General features: G+C 61.8%; 12 protein-coding genes. 8 read left to right on the top strand and 4 right to left on the bottom strand.

Annotated features, from left to right (window positions below; all coding sequences use genetic code 11):
• The first annotated feature begins 68 nt into the window (after nucleotides 1-68).
• From C5C07_RS15855 to C5C07_RS15845, 3 genes are all read left to right on the top strand, one after another.
• Nucleotides 69-833, top strand: coding sequence for an IclR family transcriptional regulator (locus C5C07_RS15855; RefSeq protein ID WP_004971916.1), 765 nt, complete (start codon nucleotides 69-71; stop codon nucleotides 831-833).
• A gap of 152 nt (nucleotides 834-985) precedes the next feature.
• Nucleotides 986-1744: an HpcH/HpaI aldolase/citrate lyase family protein gene (locus tag C5C07_RS15850; protein WP_004971917.1), complete on the top strand. Its 759-nt coding sequence runs from the start codon at nucleotides 986-988 to the stop codon at nucleotides 1742-1744.
• Nucleotides 1745-1970: 226 nt separating this feature from the next.
• Nucleotides 1971-3614 carry a BCCT family transporter gene (locus C5C07_RS15845; RefSeq protein WP_004971919.1) on the top strand — a complete coding sequence of 548 codons (1644 nt, stop codon included), beginning with the start codon at nucleotides 1971-1973 and terminating at the stop codon, nucleotides 3612-3614.
• A 606-nt stretch (nucleotides 3615-4220) separates the two neighbouring features.
• Here C5C07_RS15845 and C5C07_RS15840 read toward each other — a convergent pair.
• The 4 genes from C5C07_RS15840 to C5C07_RS15825 form a co-directional block, all read right to left on the bottom strand.
• Entirely contained in the window at nucleotides 4221-5774 is a 1554-nt protein-coding gene (locus C5C07_RS15840) for a glycoside hydrolase 43 family protein (RefSeq protein ID WP_115805522.1), read from the bottom strand.
• A 320-nt stretch (nucleotides 5775-6094) separates the two neighbouring features.
• Nucleotides 6095-6418, bottom strand: a complete 324-nt coding sequence (locus tag C5C07_RS15835) for a hypothetical protein (protein ID WP_115805521.1) — start codon at nucleotides 6416-6418, stop codon at nucleotides 6095-6097.
• A gap of 155 nt (nucleotides 6419-6573) precedes the next feature.
• Nucleotides 6574-7227: a ribonuclease HI family protein gene (locus tag C5C07_RS15830; protein WP_115805707.1), complete on the bottom strand. Its 654-nt coding sequence runs from the start codon at nucleotides 7225-7227 to the stop codon at nucleotides 6574-6576.
• A 324-nt stretch (nucleotides 7228-7551) separates the two neighbouring features.
• Entirely contained in the window at nucleotides 7552-10584 is a 3033-nt protein-coding gene (locus C5C07_RS15825) for a PGF-pre-PGF domain-containing protein (protein ID WP_115805520.1), read from the bottom strand.
• 451 nt (nucleotides 10585-11035) lie between these two features.
• Between C5C07_RS15825 and C5C07_RS15820 the strand changes: the two genes are divergently transcribed.
• The 5 genes from C5C07_RS15820 to C5C07_RS15800 all read left to right on the top strand — a co-directional run bounded on the left by C5C07_RS15820 (nucleotide 11036) and on the right by C5C07_RS15800 (nucleotide 17239).
• On the top strand, nucleotides 11036-11287 hold the full coding sequence (locus C5C07_RS15820) for a hypothetical protein (RefSeq protein ID WP_004971938.1): 252 nt from the start codon (nucleotides 11036-11038) through the stop codon (nucleotides 11285-11287).
• A gap of 103 nt (nucleotides 11288-11390) precedes the next feature.
• The gene (gene trkA / locus C5C07_RS15815; protein ID WP_115805519.1) at nucleotides 11391-12728 is read left to right on the top strand and encodes a Trk system potassium transporter TrkA; all 1338 of its coding nucleotides are present in this window, start codon (nucleotides 11391-11393) and stop codon (nucleotides 12726-12728) included.
• Nucleotides 12725-14221: a TrkH family potassium uptake protein gene (locus tag C5C07_RS15810; RefSeq protein ID WP_115805518.1), complete on the top strand. Its 1497-nt coding sequence runs from the start codon at nucleotides 12725-12727 to the stop codon at nucleotides 14219-14221. The genes trkA and C5C07_RS15810 overlap by 4 nt, the downstream gene beginning before the upstream one ends.
• Nucleotides 14222-14488: 267 nt before the next feature.
• Nucleotides 14489-16294 carry a PAS domain S-box protein gene (locus C5C07_RS15805; RefSeq protein WP_115805517.1) on the top strand — a complete coding sequence of 602 codons (1806 nt, stop codon included), beginning with the start codon at nucleotides 14489-14491 and terminating at the stop codon, nucleotides 16292-16294.
• A 90-nt stretch (nucleotides 16295-16384) separates the two neighbouring features.
• Nucleotides 16385-17239 carry an MBL fold metallo-hydrolase gene (locus tag C5C07_RS15800; RefSeq protein ID WP_115805516.1) on the top strand — a complete coding sequence of 285 codons (855 nt, stop codon included), beginning with the start codon at nucleotides 16385-16387 and terminating at the stop codon, nucleotides 17237-17239.
• The last annotated feature ends 199 nt before the right edge of the window (nucleotides 17240-17438 follow it).

Raw genomic sequence — 17438 nt, 5'->3', positions numbered from 1 at the left:
AGCGTTCGACCACGCTGAACGATTATCGGTTGGGAAACATTCTATGGGCTGGACGCGGTAGGGGTCACATGACCGAGAAAGCGACCCGGCCGATACGGTCGGACGAAACGCTGCTGGCGATACTCGAGGCGCTGGAAGCGCGGACGGCCCCGAGCGTCAGCGACGTAGCCACTCACGCGGGAGTCTCGAAGAGCACGGCTCACAACCATCTGAGCACGCTCCGCGAACACGGGTACGTGGTCGACGGCGAGCGAGGCTACGAACTCAGCCTCCGGTTTCTGGAACTCGGCGAGAGCGCCCGCACGAACACGGAGATATACGAGGTCGCTCGGCCGCACGCCGACGAGCTCTCTCGGGAGACCGGACTACTCGTCAACATCAGCGTCGAGGACCGGGGGAAGGGCGTGTACCTCTACCGGACGAGAGGCGATGACCGCATCCGCCTGTCGACGCGGGCCGGCGAAGTTCACGAGCTACACTGCACCGCCACCGGAAAGGCGATTCTCGCGCACTTGCCGAAGCGTCGGGTCGAATCGATTCTCGACCAACACGGCCTTCCGAAGCGGTCGGAAAACACGATAACGGAGCGCGAGACGCTCCACTCGGAGTTAGCCGAGATACGCGAGCGAGGATACTCGGTAGACGACGAAGAGTACGGTCAGGGACTGCGATGCGTCGGGGTTCCGGTTCTGAACGGCGATGACGCTGTCATCGGTGCGCTGAGCGCGTCGGGGCCCGCGACGGAGGTAGTCGGTGAGCGGCTGACGACGGAGCTACCCACGCACCTCAAGCAGGTCAGAAACCGGATCGAGTTGAACCTCCGCGATTACTGACGCGCGGGGCTACCGTTCCCCGGTCCCTCGGGCGCGCTCGAAAGTGCCATCGGGAGTCCCCCGCGACGCCGAACAGTATTCTATCACGCGAAACACCCGGAGTAGTGCGGCCAGCGGCAGATTGATACTTTGGCCCTCGAAACGTGGTCGATATGCCTGGAAATTCTCTCCGCGAGCGGATCGTAGACGGTGATTCCGTCCTCGGCACGTTTCAGATCGTGAACTCGATGATGGTCTCCGAAATCGCGACCGTGGCGGGGTTCGACTTCGTCGTCATCGACCAAGAACACGGCCCCGCCACCGCTCAGTCGACCATGCGGGCCTGTGCCGGCGCGCAGTCACAGGGTGGGTCGGCGGTCGTTAGGGTCCGGGAGAACGCGCCGGGCGAAATCCAGCGGGCCCTGGACGTCGGCGCCGACGGCGTGCAGGTCCCGCAGGTGGAAACCGCGGACGACGCTCGACGCGCGGTGAACGCGGCCAAGTTCCACCCGGTAGGTGAACGCGGACTCTCGCCCTACGGCCGCGCCGGAACGTACGAGGGGGGACCCGAGTTCGAATCGACGCAGAACGAAGAGACGGTGCTGGCGTTGCAGGTAGAGGGCGTTAAAGCGGTCGAGAACATCGATTCCATCCTCGACGTCGACGGCATCGACGTCCTGTTTCTGGGACCGTACGACCTCTCGCAATCGCTGGGCGTCCCCGGCGACGTACAGCACGAAGACGTCGTCGAGACCATGCGGTCCGTCGTCCGCAAGGCCAAAGACTCCGGCACGGTCGTGGGAACGTACGCCGACACGCCAACGCAGGCAGAAAAGTGGCTCGAGACGGGGGTCCAATACGTCACGCTCGCCGAGGACGCCCCCGTTCTCCGCAACGCCTTCTCGGAGTTGGCCGGGGCGGTCGAGCGCTGAGCAGTCACGACACGGCGGCGGCCGCTGTGCGCGACTACCAATTTGAGTAGAGATCCAAAGGATTTAAATATATAAAGATTGACCACACGTAGTGTATGTCAGGTATTAACAGGCAGTTTGTGGGAACTGCGGAACGCGTACTCCGTCTCCGAGTCGCGGAGACGCAGAAGACGTTCTACCGGCTCGGGCCAGTGCGCAGTAACTTCACCCGGACGTAACTATTCCAATGACAGGCTCACCAATCCGCGATGAGATCGCCAACCTGTACGACGAGATCGACACCCCCGTGTTCGCGATCGGGGTCTTCCTAACGGGCGTTCTCGTCTCGGCGTTAGCCTTTTACCCGAAAGCGTCGAGCACCGTGATCGGGAACGTCAACGAAGTCATCACGACGAACCTCTCGTGGTACTTTCAGGCGCTGATTTTCGCGCTCGTAATATTCTTCCTGTTCGTGATGATCAGCCCGTGGGGAGAGATTAAATTAGGCAAGCCGGACGAGCCGCCGGAGTTCAGCTACGGGTCGTACATCATGATGGTGTTCGCGGCGACCTTCGGGGCCGGAATCGTGTTCTGGGGGGCCGCAGAGACGCTGTCTCACTACGAGACCGTCCCTCCCTTAGTCAACGCGCAACCACAATCGGTCGGTGCGATGATCGGCGCGATGCAGTACACGATGTTCCACTGGGGCATCTCGCCGTGGGTCAACCACATGATACTCTCGGTCCCGCTCGCGTACTACGTCCACCGCAAGGACGCGCCGATGAAACCCTCCTCGGTGTTCGCACCGCTTCTGGGCGTGAACAACTTGGATAAGCCATGGCTGAAGGTCGTCGACGTCATCGCCGTGGTCGCCGCGGCCGGCGGCGCGACCGTCACCGTCGGCCTCGCCGCCCAACAGTTCATCACCGGACTGTCGTACAACTACGGCGTGTCGGTCGGTGACTTCGGGATTATCGCCCTCGTGACGGGGCTGACGGTCGGCTACACCGCTTCGGCCGTGTTGGGAATCGAAAAGGGAATAAAGCGAGTGTCCACGTTCAACGTGGTACTCTTCCTGTTCATCCTCGTCTGCATTCTCGTCTTCTCGCCGTTCGCGTCGATATTCAACCTCGGGACCGCTGGCATGGGGAGGTACATCGCGAACTTCGTCGATATGTCGCTGTACGTCAACGTGGGCGGCGGGCAGTCGTGGGTCGGCTCGTGGACGGTGTTCTACTGGGCGTGGTGGATTAGCTTCGCCCCGATGACCGGCATCTTCATCGCGCGCATCAGCCGCGGTCGGACGCTCAAACAGGTCATCTTCGGCGCGATGGTCGGCGGTACCGCCGCAACGCTTCCGTGGTTCGTCACCATGGGCGGCTACTCCATGCTGCTCCAGCACTCGGGGCAGGTCGACCTGCTGTCCATCATCGATTCCTACGGAATCTCAGTCGCCACGTACCCGATTCTGGCGCAGTTACCGTTCGGGGAACTGTTCGTCGTGCTGTTCTTACTGCTCGTGTTCACCTTCCTCATCACGACCATCGACTCCGCGACGATCAGTTTGGCCATCCTCACCACCAGCGGGGGAACACAGCACCCGTCAATTGCCAATCGGTTCGTCTGGGGCGTGGTTATCGGGCTACTCACGTCGCTGCTCCTGATAATCGGCGGCGTGGGAATCCTCCAGAACTTCACGATTATCGCCGGGCTCCCGATGGCGCTTCTCGCCTTGGTGACGGTGGTCGGGTTCGCGTATCAACTGGAGAAGAGCCGTCCCGTCCTACTCACGCGCGAAGAAGACTGGGGGTCGTCGAACGCGCTTGTGAACTGGATCTCGTCGGCGAAACAGTCACAAAGTAATTCTGATAAGAGTACGGACAATGATTAGTCAAATATCGGCAACGAATCGGATTTGATGTAGTTCGGGACTTCACCAAGACCCGGTCAATTGTTTCTCCACACCATCGGGAGCGGACCGACCGCGCGACGGCCGAGTATTGTGAGAGCAGTCGATAGCTGCCCGAGACTGGTGGAGTCTCCCGACCATGGCTGCTCGTGAACGTCTCAGTACTCGTTTGACGCTGTAGCGCTATTACCCCAGAGATGAGTTGAACGTTCAGTTTGTATTCGGGATTTCGGTTCGAACGGGTCGGAGATGTCGAATCCGGCACGCCCGAACAGGGAACTCTGAACGAATAGTGTTGGACAGAATTTACAAGCCATCTACCGATCCCTCAGCCGGTGTTCGAATCCCACTCTCGGGGTTCGAATCCACAACTTGCAGTGGGTGATCGGGGTATCACCACCCGAATTCGCTGCCAGACACCGCTTCGTTCTGGCGTTAACCACATCGCCCCCGAACGTACGGTTATCGCGTTCCCTCTCGTGACCCCTTCACTTCTATATTGTATGTTTATTTTATGTTACTATGTCCCTAAAAGACTTATAAAATTACTGTTAAATAGACGAAATAGTTCGCGTCTCTGGAGACAGCTTAGTCGCTGACCTCGAAGTACTCGAAGTCGCAGTATCCACCGTCGACCGCAGATTCGCTCGACTGCGCGACGAACAGACCGATTTTGGCACCGATCCAGCGTCCCTGCTGGGCTTGGAACGGCTCTCCAATCGACTCGAAGCCGGTATCGTCGGTCGCGTACGCGAACTGGACGCGGCCCCCATCTTCGACAGTCGCCCGCAGTCGTGCGGACGAGCCCCGGAGGGGTACTCGTTCAATGACCGTGTCAGGGTCACCCTCCGACGGGCTGGTGTTGCGACCCTGTATCAGACTGACTCCGTCCGTGGTCTTGCGGACACTGAGGTAGGCGTACTCGGAGCCCATGACGAGAAGCCCCCCGTGTCCGGCTCCCTCTTGGAGACCGCACCGGACTTCCGTCGTCGCCGTGAACGCCGGGGCGGGGAACTTCTGGAGGAGGAGGCTCGGGACGGACCACAGATTCTCAGACGCACCGACACGCTGTTGGAATAAACGGAGTGCGTCGGGGCGGTCAGTAAGCGAGTGCCAACCGAACTTCGGGTTCCCGTGCCACTGCCACTGGAGCCCTAAGCGGGCCGCTTCGAAGTCGTCGGAGGTCTGCGGGACCATCGTCGGAAGCGTCTCAGCGGCGACGTCGGGCTTTTCGTGCGTTCGGACCGGCTCGCCGGTCCCATCGCCGTCCTCGTCGCGACCGATGACGGGCCACCCGTCGGCCCAAGCGACCGGCTGGAGGTGGACGATGCGGCCGTACGGGTCGACCTCTTGGAAGTGGACGAACCAGTCCTCGCCGCTGTCCAAGCCCACCAGTGCTCCCTGATGCGGCCCGTTAATCGGTGTCTCCCCCTGGGCGAGGACGATTCGGTCGTCGTACGGGCCGTAGATGTCGTCCGAACGCAGGACCGTCTGCCACCCGTCGCTAACGCCGCCGGCGGGCGCGAAGATGTAATAACTCCCGTCTCGCTTGTACAGCTTCGGCCCCTCGATTGTCGGGTGGTCGTCGCGGCCGTCGAACACCTGTCGGCTTTCGCCGGTGATGTGTGTCCCGTCGGGTGCCATCGGGGCGACGTTGAGCACGCTGTTGAATCCGGCACGGCTCTTCGCGAACGCGTGGGCGAGATACGCGTTCCCGTCGTCGTCCCACAGCGGTGCCGTGTCGATCCACCCCTCGGCCTCGTGCACGAGCGTCAGGTCGGACCACCGACCCCGGGGGTCGTCGGTCTTGGTCATGTAGACGCCGCGGTCGGGGTCGCCGTAGAAGATGTAGAACGTCCCCTCATGGTGGTTGATGGAGGGTGCCCAGACACCGTTCCCGTGCTGCGGACGGTCGAAATCGGGTGGTAGCTCGTCGATGGCGTGGTTGATGAGTCGCCAGTTCACGAGGTCGCGCGAGTGGAGTATCGGAAGCCCCGGGACGGCGTTGAAGCTCGAAGCTGTCATGAAGAAGTCATCACCCACGCGAACCACGTCGGGGTCGGAGTAGTCCGCGTAAATGATCGGGTTCCGATACCGGCCGTCGTCGAGGTTCGGGTCCCAGACTGCCGAGGTGTGTTTCATGATAGCCGACAACAAGTAATGCATGAATAAACGTTGTGTTCAGGCCCCTCGATTGCACGGCGTTGAGCGCTCTCACCAGACATTCGGCACTGGGGGCATCGGGTGGCCGACGACCGATGTGTCCCGCGTGAGACGAACCGAATCGAGTTGCAGTCGACGACCCCGCCGCGAGCGACGTTCATCCATCCGAAACACAGCGTAACTCCCACGAGCAGACCGGCCGGATTCGGTGTCCGTATGAACTGTATTAGTTCTGCAAAACATCCTGTCGGATTCATGCCCGCGCTAAAGCATGGGGCTATCTCCTCAGACTTCCGTAATCAGGAGACGATTTGGTCGATAATCTCTTCTTCGGCGGCCCGGGTCTTCATCTCCTCCCACGTCTCGAAATCAGTTCTGCCGGCGACGTACTCGTCGAGTCGGGCACGCGAGACGTCCCGTACGTCGGCAACGTCGTCGAACGCCCACGGGCTCTGATCGCAGAACGCGGCAAACGAGTCGAACTCGGTGTGGTCGCGCATGAACGGTTGCGAGAAGAAGGTGTCCGACTGGATCCGAGTACCCGCTTGCAGTTCGCCGATTCGGTTGAGGGCGTTCCCGACTCGTTCCTCGAGATCCTCCAGTCCAGTAATCTGAAGGTCCATACCGGAGGTGATGTCTCGATGCTGGTAAAAGCCACGACCACTCACTGGCGTCAGTTCGAAACGATGTGGCGCATGGTGACCGGGTGGGTTGCGACTCGCGCGAGCGGAGTGGGAACGTCGCCGACGGGAGTTCGGGACACCCGCGACGAGACGAGCTATCCCGGCCCCAAGGCTGCGATGTCGGCACCGACTGTCGCCAGTGCATCGGCGGGGTTCGGGTCGCGGTCAGCCAGATGCGTGTACCGGTGGTTCGGAACGCTCGACAGCGCTGCGGCGATAGCCTCGCTGTACGTCTCGACGCCCGGTTCTGTCGGCTCGTTACCTCCCCAGACATCGCGGATGACTGTCATCGAGTCGATTCGGACTTCGAGGCTGTGTGGCTCGTAGCGAGACACCAGTTCGGATAGCCCGAGTTGGAGGGCGACGTACTCGGCGGTGTTGTTTCCCGTCCGAGACCCGACGGGACGGCCGAGCCGTGCGAGTTGGTTCTCTTCTGCGTCCATGATGACCGCGCCCGCACCCGCCGGACCGGGGTTGCCGCGCGAACTGCCATCGACGTACAGGATGAACGAATCGTCGGTCGGTGCGGGGACTGGCGGGTGAGTGAGTTCCGACGACAGCAGGTCATCGAGCGCGCGCCGCAACTCACCCGGGGTCGTCGCGGGGTCGAACAGGCCGCCGTAGCCGGGGACGGCGTCGTCGATGACGTCGGTGGCGGCTGCCATCTCGTAACCGACGCCCGCGAGGACCTCGTCGACGAGCGTGGCGAGTGGTGAGAGGTGTTCGGCGGGAAGCGACTCCTCGGTCACGTCGCCGACACCTCTCCACGGCTTCCGCTCCGGTCCCTCGCCCTGTCGCACCTGGATGCACTCACCAGCCCGTCGAACAGCTACATAGCAGCACTCGGTCGTCGAACGAGATAATTCCTTCAGGTTGGTTGGCGAGGGACGTCGGTACGACACCCTCCTCGGGTAGAACAGCGGTGGCACTTCACCAGACGGCACTGTCCAGTTCAAGACGAAGCCTCACGTCCGGTTCGGACCTCGCCGGTCGAAACGGACGCGTTCGACCCACACCCACGCAAGTCGTGACCGTGTCTGGCGGCACTCACTTCGTGAACGAGATCGCCGGTCTCACGGTGAATCGGAGTCCTCTTTCGACCGGTACCCAGCTCGTCGGACGCCGAAAGCGCTAACCAACATCGCGATTACTGTCAGCCCGACGCCGAATCCAGGCGCGTCACCAGCCGTCGTGGCCGGCTCGTCAGTTGTGACCGTCGTGTCCGTGGTGTTCGGTTCGGTCGTCGTGGTTGGTTTGTCAGTTGTGACCGTCGTGTCGGTCGTATTTACAACTGGAGCCGCTCCGATCACGAACGTCGACAGTCCTGGCGAGGTGGCTTCCAACGTATACTGTGCATCAGTCTCCTCGACGATAGTGGTCGGCAGCCGGTTCCACTGGGTCGTCTCGTCGCGGTAAAGTGCGACAGAGTCGGGATCGAGGTCCGAGTCGGCGAGGCGTGACTTGCGGAGACTAACCGTGAATGTGACGTTTTCGACATCCTCGTCGGCAATTGTGTGGTTGACGGCGATCGTCCCCACCGACTGCGACCCCGTTTCAGCGGTGAACGACGGCTCGGTTTCGTCGCTTCCGGCGTCGCCGGTCGTGATGTCGAGTTCGAAATCCGAGCTGTCGTCGACGTTCATCCGCAGACCAGTGAGTGATAGGTCGCGTTCGGCATCGTCAGGACTGGTCTCTCCGAGCAGAATCTCGACCGACTTGTCGGTCGAGGGGTCCGAGACGTCGACGCGCCACGTGCCCTCGGCCCCGCCGTCGCCGACGGTTACGCGAACGTCGGGCTCATCACTGGACGACGAGGACGACGAAGACGACCCCGAGCGACGGGCGGGTTCGTCGACGCCGATGATCGTTACCGTGATCGTCCCACGTGCAGTATCACCGTCGACATCCGAAACGGTGTAGGTGAAGTTGTCCGTCGTGTTCTCCCCATCATCGAGGGACTCGAACTGCCCGTTCGGGTCGTACGTCCAGCTTCCGTTCCCGTAGACGGTGAGATTCGCCCCCGAGCCGAGCGTGAGGACTCTCCCGTCGCTGAACATCGTGCCGTTGACCACGGTCAGTGAGTTGCCAGCGTCGGTGGCGGTCCCTAGTTCTAGGAGGTCGGCACTCTCGCCGTCGGCGATCGAGAGCACAGTGTCCTCGCGAGTCGTTTGTGAGCCGTTGTCGGGTGCGAGCCGGGGTTCGGCAGCATCGCTCACGGTGACGGTGATCGTCTCGGTGGTGTTGATGCCGAACTCATCAGCCGCCTGCACGTCGACCACGTACTCGTTGTCTCCGTCGGCATCGGTCGCGTTCTCGAAGTCCGGTGCGCTGTCGAACGAGAGGGTGCCGGTGGTGGCGTTGGTGTTGAACGCTGACCGATCCACTCCACCGACGAGCGAGTAGATGATGTCGGTGTCGTTGCCGTTTCCGTCGGTGGCGTTCACGTCGGCTGCAATGACGGTGTTTTCGGCGACGGTCCAGTTCTCACTGGAGGCGAACGACGGCCCCGTGTTGTCGACGGCGAACGACTCGCCGTCCGTATAGCTCCCGTCGGGACTCCCGGCTGCTCCGGCTTCGACCAGCGCGTTCCCGTCCGCGTCGGTGATACTGTCGTCGTCGACGAGGTCGACTCGGAGGTCGCCCGTGCCCGAGACGGTGTCGACGGTGACGACGTATCGGCTGTCAGCACCGGTAACCGAGATGTCGTCGTCCCCGTTGGTTGTTGTCGCGGTGCCAGTGGTTGCAAGCGTGAAATCGTCGGCGTCGACGCCGGTGACCGGCTCCGAGAACGTCACGGTGAGGTTCACGCGTTCGGCGGTGGTTGCCTGAACGTCTGGGTCGTTCCGGGTAATGGACTCGACGACTGGCTTTGCGATACCCTGCGCTCGAAGCTGCGCCGTCCGGTCGATGCCCCGCAGTATCGGATAGCCGTCCGTCGCCGCGTCCGTCTCCTCGCGTTCGACCATCTCCCACGTGGTGGTGAAGTCGAGGCCGGTCATGTTCGTCTCCGCACTCGCCCCCCGCATCTCGGGAGCGGGGGCGGTATCGACCGTCGCTCCGAAGCCGTCGACTTCGGTCACGGTTATCGGGTCCCAGCCATTTCCATGGTTCACACTCGACTCGTTCGTCGTTCCCACGTCCCAATAGGACCGCTCCACGGTAACAGGACTAACAGCGGAGCCACCGACAAGGCCACCGATACCCTGCGTCTCGTCGCCGATACTGAGTGCCCCGGTGGCGTACGAACGCTGAACCGTCCCCCCGGAGGCCATCTGGTAGGCCCCGAGCACCCCACCGACGTACCAGCTTCCGGAAACCGCGCCAGTGGCGTAGGAATCCGCTATCGTTCCGGTGGTGACGCCGACGAGCCCACCAACAGAAGCGCCATCGAAGCCGCCCCCCTCTCCGATGACGGCTCTCGCCGCGAAGGAGCGAGTAACCGTCCCCCGGTTGTAACCGACCAGCCCGCCGACCCAGTCGTCTGCACTACTGCGGTCCCCGTTGGCGTAGGAACGACGAATCGTCCCGTCGTTCCGGCCGACCAGGCCGCCAACCCGTTCCCGCCCGGTGACCTCACCGGTGGCGTGGGAACCCTCGACCGTCCCATTGTTAAACCCGGCGAGCTGTCCAACCCTTCTGGCACCGGTGACGAACCCGCCCTTGAGGCCAACCGCCCTGACCGTTCCTCCCGGACCGACCTCGCTGAACAGGCCAACGGAGTACGCCCCACCTCGGTTGATAGTCAGCCCCGAAATCGTGTGATTGTCACCGTCGAAGGTGCCCATGAACTCATTGCTTTTGTTGCCAATCGGGTCGAACCCATTGCTGCTGTCCCACGTCGACGTCTCGCTCGCGTTGATATCTCGGGTCAGGACGTAGTTGTTTCCAAGTCCCCTGTCCTCGATACACTGGAGTTTGTCGAGACTGTCGACCTCGTAGTACGTTTGTCCCGAAATGGTCTGATTCGTCCACGAAATAGCGCTACACTGTGAGGCATCCGGCATATCGGCGGCTACCGCCCCCGAAAAGACGGTGGCACCGACACCCAACGAAACGACGAGGAGTGTTATTACCACGAGTACGCGGCGGCTGCCCGTCGTGCCCATCAGGCACTCACTCCGTCCAACCCTCGGCTGCGCCGACTGCGGTCGACGGCCGTCCGTAACGCGGTTTTATTCATATATTCAGTACGAATTCAACCGCAAGTATAGTCATTGGCTGAGACGGTGTTTCACGGCATGAGATAAATGTCATTTAAGAAATCATAACCGTAGTCGCAGCCGTGTGGCGGTGACGCCGACACGCCGGCGGGTGTGATGCACTCAATCGAATAGGATAATTCCGACGAGCGGAAGGACGTTGGCTATGGATAGTCCAAGCAAGGTGCGTCGCCACATCCGGAGTCTGTTCTCCATAGTCACCCGAGGGTTTCTCAGTAATTAGTTAATTCTTTATATCCAATAGGTCGGGTCGTTAATCGGAGTGGCCTCTGCACTGCAGATTCCCTGTGCGTCCGGAAGTACTAGTTAGCGTTGCTGGTTCTACTGCTGGCTCGCAGTGCTGGTGATCTTCCTGCTGGCCTGGATCAACTTCAACGCGGAGATTGCCTCGCCGTCGCTGGCACTTCGGGCCGGCAAGGTGCTCCGGTACATCGCCCTCGTTGGAACCGCCGGCGCCGTCGTCACGACCGGGTTCGCGTGGCGCGATGGCTACTGGACTCGGTCCGCTCGGTTACACTACTCGGTGGTGACGCTCCTCGCTCTGCTGTTCGTGTGGCAGCTGTCCCTGCTCCGCATCCTGCCCCTGTAGCACCCAGTCCGAGAAAGATGATTCCAGACCCGGAACACCGAGAACGGCTTTTTAGTAGGTCCCATGCGTTAGGTATCCTAATGGTTACGTCCAGAGGACAGCCATGCGCGTGATTGTCGTCGGGGCTGGTGAAGTCGGAGCGAACATCGCGATCAGTCTCGCTGAGAGTCACGACGTCACCGTCATCGATGTTAATCCGGAGAAAGTCGAGGAACTCACGTATTCGAGCGATATATTGGCGATTGAAGGGGATGGGACCTCGCTCGGAATACTCGAAGAGGCAGGCATCGCCGAGGCGGATATGCTCATCGCCAGCACGGACGACGACGAGACGAACTTAGTCACCTGCGGGACGGCGAAGACGACGGGCGATGTCTTCACTATTGCTCGGGTCCGGAACGCAAACTTCCTCGATACGTGGACGCGATCAGAGAGGGCGTTCGGGGTTGATTTCATGGTCTCGACGAACCTGCTGACGGCCAACGATATCGTCCGCGTCGTCGGGCTCCCGGCCGCCGTCGACGTCGACCCGTTCGCCGGTGGACTCGTCCAGATGGCCGAGTTCGAGGTGGCGGCAGATAGTGAAATCGTCGGACAGACCGTCGAAGAGGCGGACAAGTTCGATGCGCTCACGTTCGCTGCACTAGTTCAGGAGGGCGATGTCGTAATCGCCCGTGGACAGACCCGAATCGAAGCCGGAAACAAAGTGATCGTCATCGGCAGTCCGGAGAGCGTCCAAGCGTTTTCGAAAACTGTTGCCTCAGCCGAAACCGCGGATGAGGCTCGCGATATCGTCGTCGTTGGTGGGAGTGACATCGGGTATCACACGGCTAGGCTGCTCGAAGAGCGCGGCCTCGAACCCCGTCTGATCGAACAAGACGCGGATCGCGGCCGCCAACTCGCCGAAGACCTTCCCGGAACAATCGTGATGGTACACGACGCGACGGACGTGGACTTCCTTGTCGGTGAACACATCGACCGGGCGGACGCAGTCATCGCGGCGACCGACAGCGACGAGAAGAACCTCTTGGTCTCGTTGCTCGCAAAGAACATCGGTGTCGCTCGTACGGTCGCCGTCGTCGAGCAAGGCCAGTACGCAAGCTTATTCGAAGCGGTCGGAACCGACGTCGCGATCAACCCCCGTGAAGCGACCGCGGAGGAAATCGTCCGCTTCACACAGGAGGGACAGGTCGAAAACCTCTCGCTCATCGAAGGTCGCCAGGCAGAAGTGCTAGAGATCGAGGTCGACGAGGCAAGCGTGCTCGCGGGACGCCCCATCCACGAGAGCGTTGCTGAGCTTCCATCCGATGTGGTTATCGGTGCGATCACTCGCGATCAGGAGTTCATCGTTCCCCGTGGCGGGACCGTCATCAACGCAGGTGACCACGTCGTTCTCTTCGTAGCCGCAGACGTCCTCTCTCGCGTTATGGAGCTCGTATGAGAATTCGCGTCGATTGGCGGGTTAGCTGTCGACTGGTCGGGACGATTCTCAAATGGCTGTGGGTGCCACTCCTCCTTCCTCTCGGAATCGCTCTCTACGACGGAACGGCGCTGCTCCCGTTCATCCTCCCGATACTTGGTACAACGCTCCTCGGGGTCGGGCTCGAACAGCTCACCGACGAGCGTGACCTCCGAGCGCGGGAGGCGTTTCTGATGGTCTCGCTGACGTGGTTGAGCATCGCGCTCGTCGGTGCGGCCCCATTCGTTCTTGCCGGCGATGGAATGCTTGCAACGCCGGTGAACGCCCTATTCGAGAGTATGAGCGGAATCACGACGACCGGCGCGACGGTCATCGTGGATTTCGAACGCCACTCGCGGGCCATCCTCATGTGGCGAGCGGTCCTGCAATGGCTCGGTGGACTCGGTATTCTCGTTCTGGCGACGGCTGTCCTCTCCCAACTGTCCGTCGGCGGTGCACAGCTCATGGAGACCGAAACCCAGATACAGGACGTCAACAAGCTCACACCCCGAATTTCGGAAACAGCCGCCCTTCTCTGGAAGATCTATATCGGCCTGACCGGGCTCCAGGTGGCAGTTCTCTACGGACTCCATTTGATCGGATACGCGCCGGAGATGACGCTGTACGACGCCGTAGCGCATGCGTTTACGACCATCTCGACGAGTGGCTTTTCACCCCGTGGAGACAGCATCGCCGCCTTCTCGCCCGCCGTTCAGTGGGCGATTATCCCGTTCATGGCAATCGGTGCCACGAGTTTCATTCTACTGTACTTCGCCTTTCAGGGGAACTTCGAACGACTCCGGAATAGTGACGAATTCCGCTTCTACGTCGGACTGCTCGGGTTCTTCACGGTCGGTGTCGGGGGAGTGTTGTTGGTCGACGGTGCTCCCTATACGAGCCTCGAACAGATAGCTCGGCACGCACTCTTTCAGGTCGTCTCGATAATGACGACGACAGGGTACGCGAGCACGGATTTCAACCTCTGGTCGGCAGCGGCCAAACACCTCCTGTTCGTCTGTATGTTCATCGGTGGGATGGCCGGTAGCACGACCTGTTCGATCAAGACCCTCCGGTGGCTCGTCGTCGTGAAAGCATTCAGCCGAGACCTGTTTACGGCCTCGAACCCGAGCGCGGTCCGGCCAGTCCGCCACAGTGGGAACGTCGTCGACGAAGAGACGGTCCGGGACATCTACGCCTACACGCTGGTTAGTCTCGTGTTCTTCATCGTCGCGACAATCTTCGTCGTCGTCGACGCATCCCGAGTACAGCTGTCAGTCACCGAATTCGAGGCCATGAGCGCTGCGGCAGCCACGTTCTTCAATGTCGGACCGGCGTTCGGAATCGCGGGACCGCTCGAGAGCTACGAGCCGTTCCCGCAGTCGACGAAGGTCGCGATGACCTTCCTCATGTGGGTCGGCCGGATCGAAATCATCCCGGTGCTGGTGTTACTGACGCCGTCCTACTGGCGGTCGTGAAACGCGAGGAGAGATACTATAGTAGCGTTTGCAAGTCAATGCACACTCAATCGCACGCTGTCGTGCGATTGGATGTGTAACCAGTTGCAAACGCTACTGTAGTTTACTTGCGTTCCACTTCTCGATGGCCGGGCGCTCATCACCCTCTTGGGACTCGTCGGGTCACGCTGAGCGTGGAGGTCAACTACTCCGACACGGGAGAGTCGTGTCCCTCCGACCGCGCCCACCCTTAAGTATCCACTTAGCGAACATTCAGGCGGGATAGATATGAGCGAGCTAGTGGACGAGGTGGTCGTCTTGTACGTCGACGACGACGAGGACTTCACCGAACTGACGGCGACGTTCCTCGAACGGGAACACGACCAGTTCCGGGTCGAGACGGCCACCTCGGTCGCCGAGGGGCTCGACCGCGTGGCAGACGCGGAGTTCGACTGCGTCGTCTCGGACTACGACATGCCCGAGCGCGACGGATTGGACTTCCTCGAAGCCCTCCGCGAGGACGCGCCGGACCTCCCTTTCATCCTCTTTACCGGCAAGGGAAGCGAGGAGGTCGCGAGCGACGCAATCTCCGCGGGCGTCACCGACTACCTCCAGAAGGAACACGGGACCAGCCAGTACACCGTACTCGCCAACCGTATCGAAAACGCGGTCGAGCAGTACCGCTCACGGCGCGCGCTCGAGACGAGCGAACAACGCCTCTCCCTGTTCATCGAACAGTCGCCGCTCGGCGTCCTCGAGTACGACAGCGACTTCCAAATCGTCGGGCTCAACGAGCGCGGCGAGGAGATTCTGGGCTATACCGAAGCGGAACTCCGCGGCCACAGCTGGGAACTCATCGTCGCGGACGACAGTTACGACAACGTCGACGCCGTCACAGACCAGCTCGCAGTCGCGGAGGGGGGCTACCACAGCATCGACGAGAACGTCCGAAAGGACGGCGAACACATCCGCTGTGAGTGGCACAACCGAACCATCACGAACGACGACGGCGCGGTCGTCGGCATCATCTCGTTGTTCCAGGACGTGACCGAGCGAACCCACCGTGAGGACGAACTCGAACGGACCAACGCCCTGCTCTCGACGCTCATTCGGTCGCTCCCGGTCGGCGTCCTCGCCGAAAACAGCGACCGAACCGTCCTCGCGATTAACGAGCGACTGGTCGAACTGTTCGATGTCTCGGAACCGTCGACGGAACTCATCGGCGCAGACTGTCGGGAACTGGCGCAGATGGCAAGCGAACTCGTGGTTGACTCGGAGGGCTTCGTCGAGCGCGTCGACGAACTGATCGCCGGGACAGAGTCGGTCCACAACGAGACAGTCGCTCTGACGAACGGCCGGACGCTCAACCGAAGCTACGAACCGATCGAACTCCCCGAGGGGACCGGCCACCTCTGGATGTATCGCGACACGACCGAACAGCGAAAGCGAGAGCAACAGCTCCAGCGCCAAAACGAGCGGCTGAGCGAGTTTGCGAGCGTCGTCAGCCACGACCTCCGGAACCCGCTGAACGTGGCTGCTGGGAACGTGGAACTGGCCCGCCAAGACCACGAAAGCGACCGTCTTGCGACCGCCGCGCGGGCGTTGAACCGCATCGACGACCTCATCGAAGACCTGCTCACGCTCGCCCGAAAGGGCGACAACGTCGGCGAACTGGAACCGGTGTCCTTGGGTCCGCTCGTCTCCGACTGCTGGGGAACCATCGAAACGGCCGACGCTGAACTCCAGACGGATTTGACGGCGACGGTCATCGCTGACCGAAGTCGGCTCCAACAGCTCGTCGAGAACCTCGTCAGGAACAGCATCGAACACGGTGGAGACGGCGTGGCGGTGACTGTCGGTGAACTTCCGGACGGCTTCTACGTCGAGGACGACGGTGTCGGCATTCCAGCCGAGCGCCGCGACACCATCTTCGAAGCCGGCCGCACAACCTCGCGTACGGGTACCGGATTCGGGCTCGCAATCGTCAAGCAGGTCGCCGAGGCCCACGGATGGAACGTTAGCGTCGCCGAATCTGACGCAGGCGGGGCACGGTTCGAGGTTACGGGAGTCACGTTCGCTGATGTCGACGACTGAGCCCCACGCCGGAAGCTTTTACAGGCCCCGTGCGGACCGCTGTCACATGTACTATCACGGCGAATCCGGCAGCGCGGCGCGGAGCGTACGATGACGATTACGAGCGATTGGGGCGAATGGTGGGCCCGGGAGGAACTCAACGGCGTCGACGTCGAGGAGGGAGTCTCGCTGTGGTATCTCGGCGTCGCCGGCTGGGCGATACGGACGCCGGAGACCGCCATCTACATCGACCCCTACTTCAGTACCGAGCGGGACCGCGAGTACGTCGCTCGGATGTCGCCGGTGCCGATGGAGCCGCAGTGGGCGGACGCCTGCGACGCGGTCTTCTGCACCCACGACCACCGCGACCACTTCTGGCCGCCCTCGTTCGGCCCGCTTCTCGACCACGGCGGCGACGTCCACGCGCCTGTCGAGTGCTACGAGAACTTCGACGTGAGCGCGATCGACGAGGACAAGCGGACGGCCGTCGAACCCGGCGACAGCTACGAGGTCGGCGACCTCACCGTCCACGTCAGAGGCGGGTGCGACCCGGACGCGACCGGCACGGTGACGTACGTTATCGAGCACGAGACGGGAACCATCTTCCACGGCGGCGACAACCGGCCCTGCGAGGCGTTCCACGAGATCGGTGTGGAGTTCGACATCGACCTCGGGATGCTCTCCTACGGAACCGACGCCCGCGTCGTCCAAGACGGCGAGGTCATCACGCGCAAGCTCTACAACGACGCGGACGAGATCATCGAGGCCACGAACGCGCTCGGCATCGACCGCCTGATTCCCGAGCACTGGCGGCGCTGGCGGTCGATTCACGCGGACCCCGGCGCGCTCTCGAAGGCCGCGACGACGTTCGAGTACCCGCACGTGATCGAGGAGGTCGAAGTCGGCGACCGCTTCCGACTCGGCCGGCCGGGCGTCGTCCCACCGGCGCGCCTCGGCGGTGAGTAACTCTCCAACTCGTCACCGAACTCTTCTGCCCCACAGGCGACGTCGCGCGGCGCTCCCATTCAACGGCGATGTCGTACTGTACCACAGAACTCGCCGACAGGTCAGTCGGCGCACGGAAGTTCGACGACGAAGACGCTGGTCGGTTCGTCGTCTTCGGGCCGAGTCGGATGAGTACCGGCACAGGAGTCAGACGGCAGAG

This window comes from Haloferax sp. Atlit-4N (assembly GCF_003383025.1).
GTDB classification, from domain to species: domain Archaea; phylum Halobacteriota; class Halobacteria; order Halobacteriales; family Haloferacaceae; genus Haloferax; species Haloferax gibbonsii.
The sequence above is the reverse complement of the archived record's forward strand: the minus strand, read 5'-3'. Positions and strand labels throughout refer to the sequence as shown.

What these genes read in the sequence shown, in the direction of transcription:
- C5C07_RS15835 (WP_115805521.1), bottom strand. Translation starts at nt 6,418, where the DNA reads ATGGACCTTCAGATTACTGGACTGGAGGATCTCGAGGAACGAGTCGGG.
- C5C07_RS15800 (WP_115805516.1), top strand. Translation starts at nt 16,385, where the DNA reads ATGACGATTACGAGCGATTGGGGCGAATGGTGGGCCCGGGAGGAACTC.
- C5C07_RS15845 (WP_004971919.1), top strand. Translation starts at nt 1,971, where the DNA reads ATGACAGGCTCACCAATCCGCGATGAGATCGCCAACCTGTACGACGAG.
- C5C07_RS15850 (WP_004971917.1), top strand. Translation starts at nt 986, where the DNA reads ATGCCTGGAAATTCTCTCCGCGAGCGGATCGTAGACGGTGATTCCGTC.
- trkA (WP_115805519.1), top strand. Translation starts at nt 11,391, where the DNA reads ATGCGCGTGATTGTCGTCGGGGCTGGTGAAGTCGGAGCGAACATCGCG.
- C5C07_RS15805 (WP_115805517.1), top strand. Translation starts at nt 14,489, where the DNA reads ATGAGCGAGCTAGTGGACGAGGTGGTCGTCTTGTACGTCGACGACGAC.
- C5C07_RS15840 (WP_115805522.1), bottom strand. Translation starts at nt 5,774, where the DNA reads ATGAAACACACCTCGGCAGTCTGGGACCCGAACCTCGACGACGGCCGG.
- C5C07_RS15810 (WP_115805518.1), top strand. Translation starts at nt 12,725, where the DNA reads ATGAGAATTCGCGTCGATTGGCGGGTTAGCTGTCGACTGGTCGGGACG.
- C5C07_RS15825 (WP_115805520.1), bottom strand. Translation starts at nt 10,584, where the DNA reads ATGGGCACGACGGGCAGCCGCCGCGTACTCGTGGTAATAACACTCCTC.
- C5C07_RS15855 (WP_004971916.1), top strand. Translation starts at nt 69, where the DNA reads ATGACCGAGAAAGCGACCCGGCCGATACGGTCGGACGAAACGCTGCTG.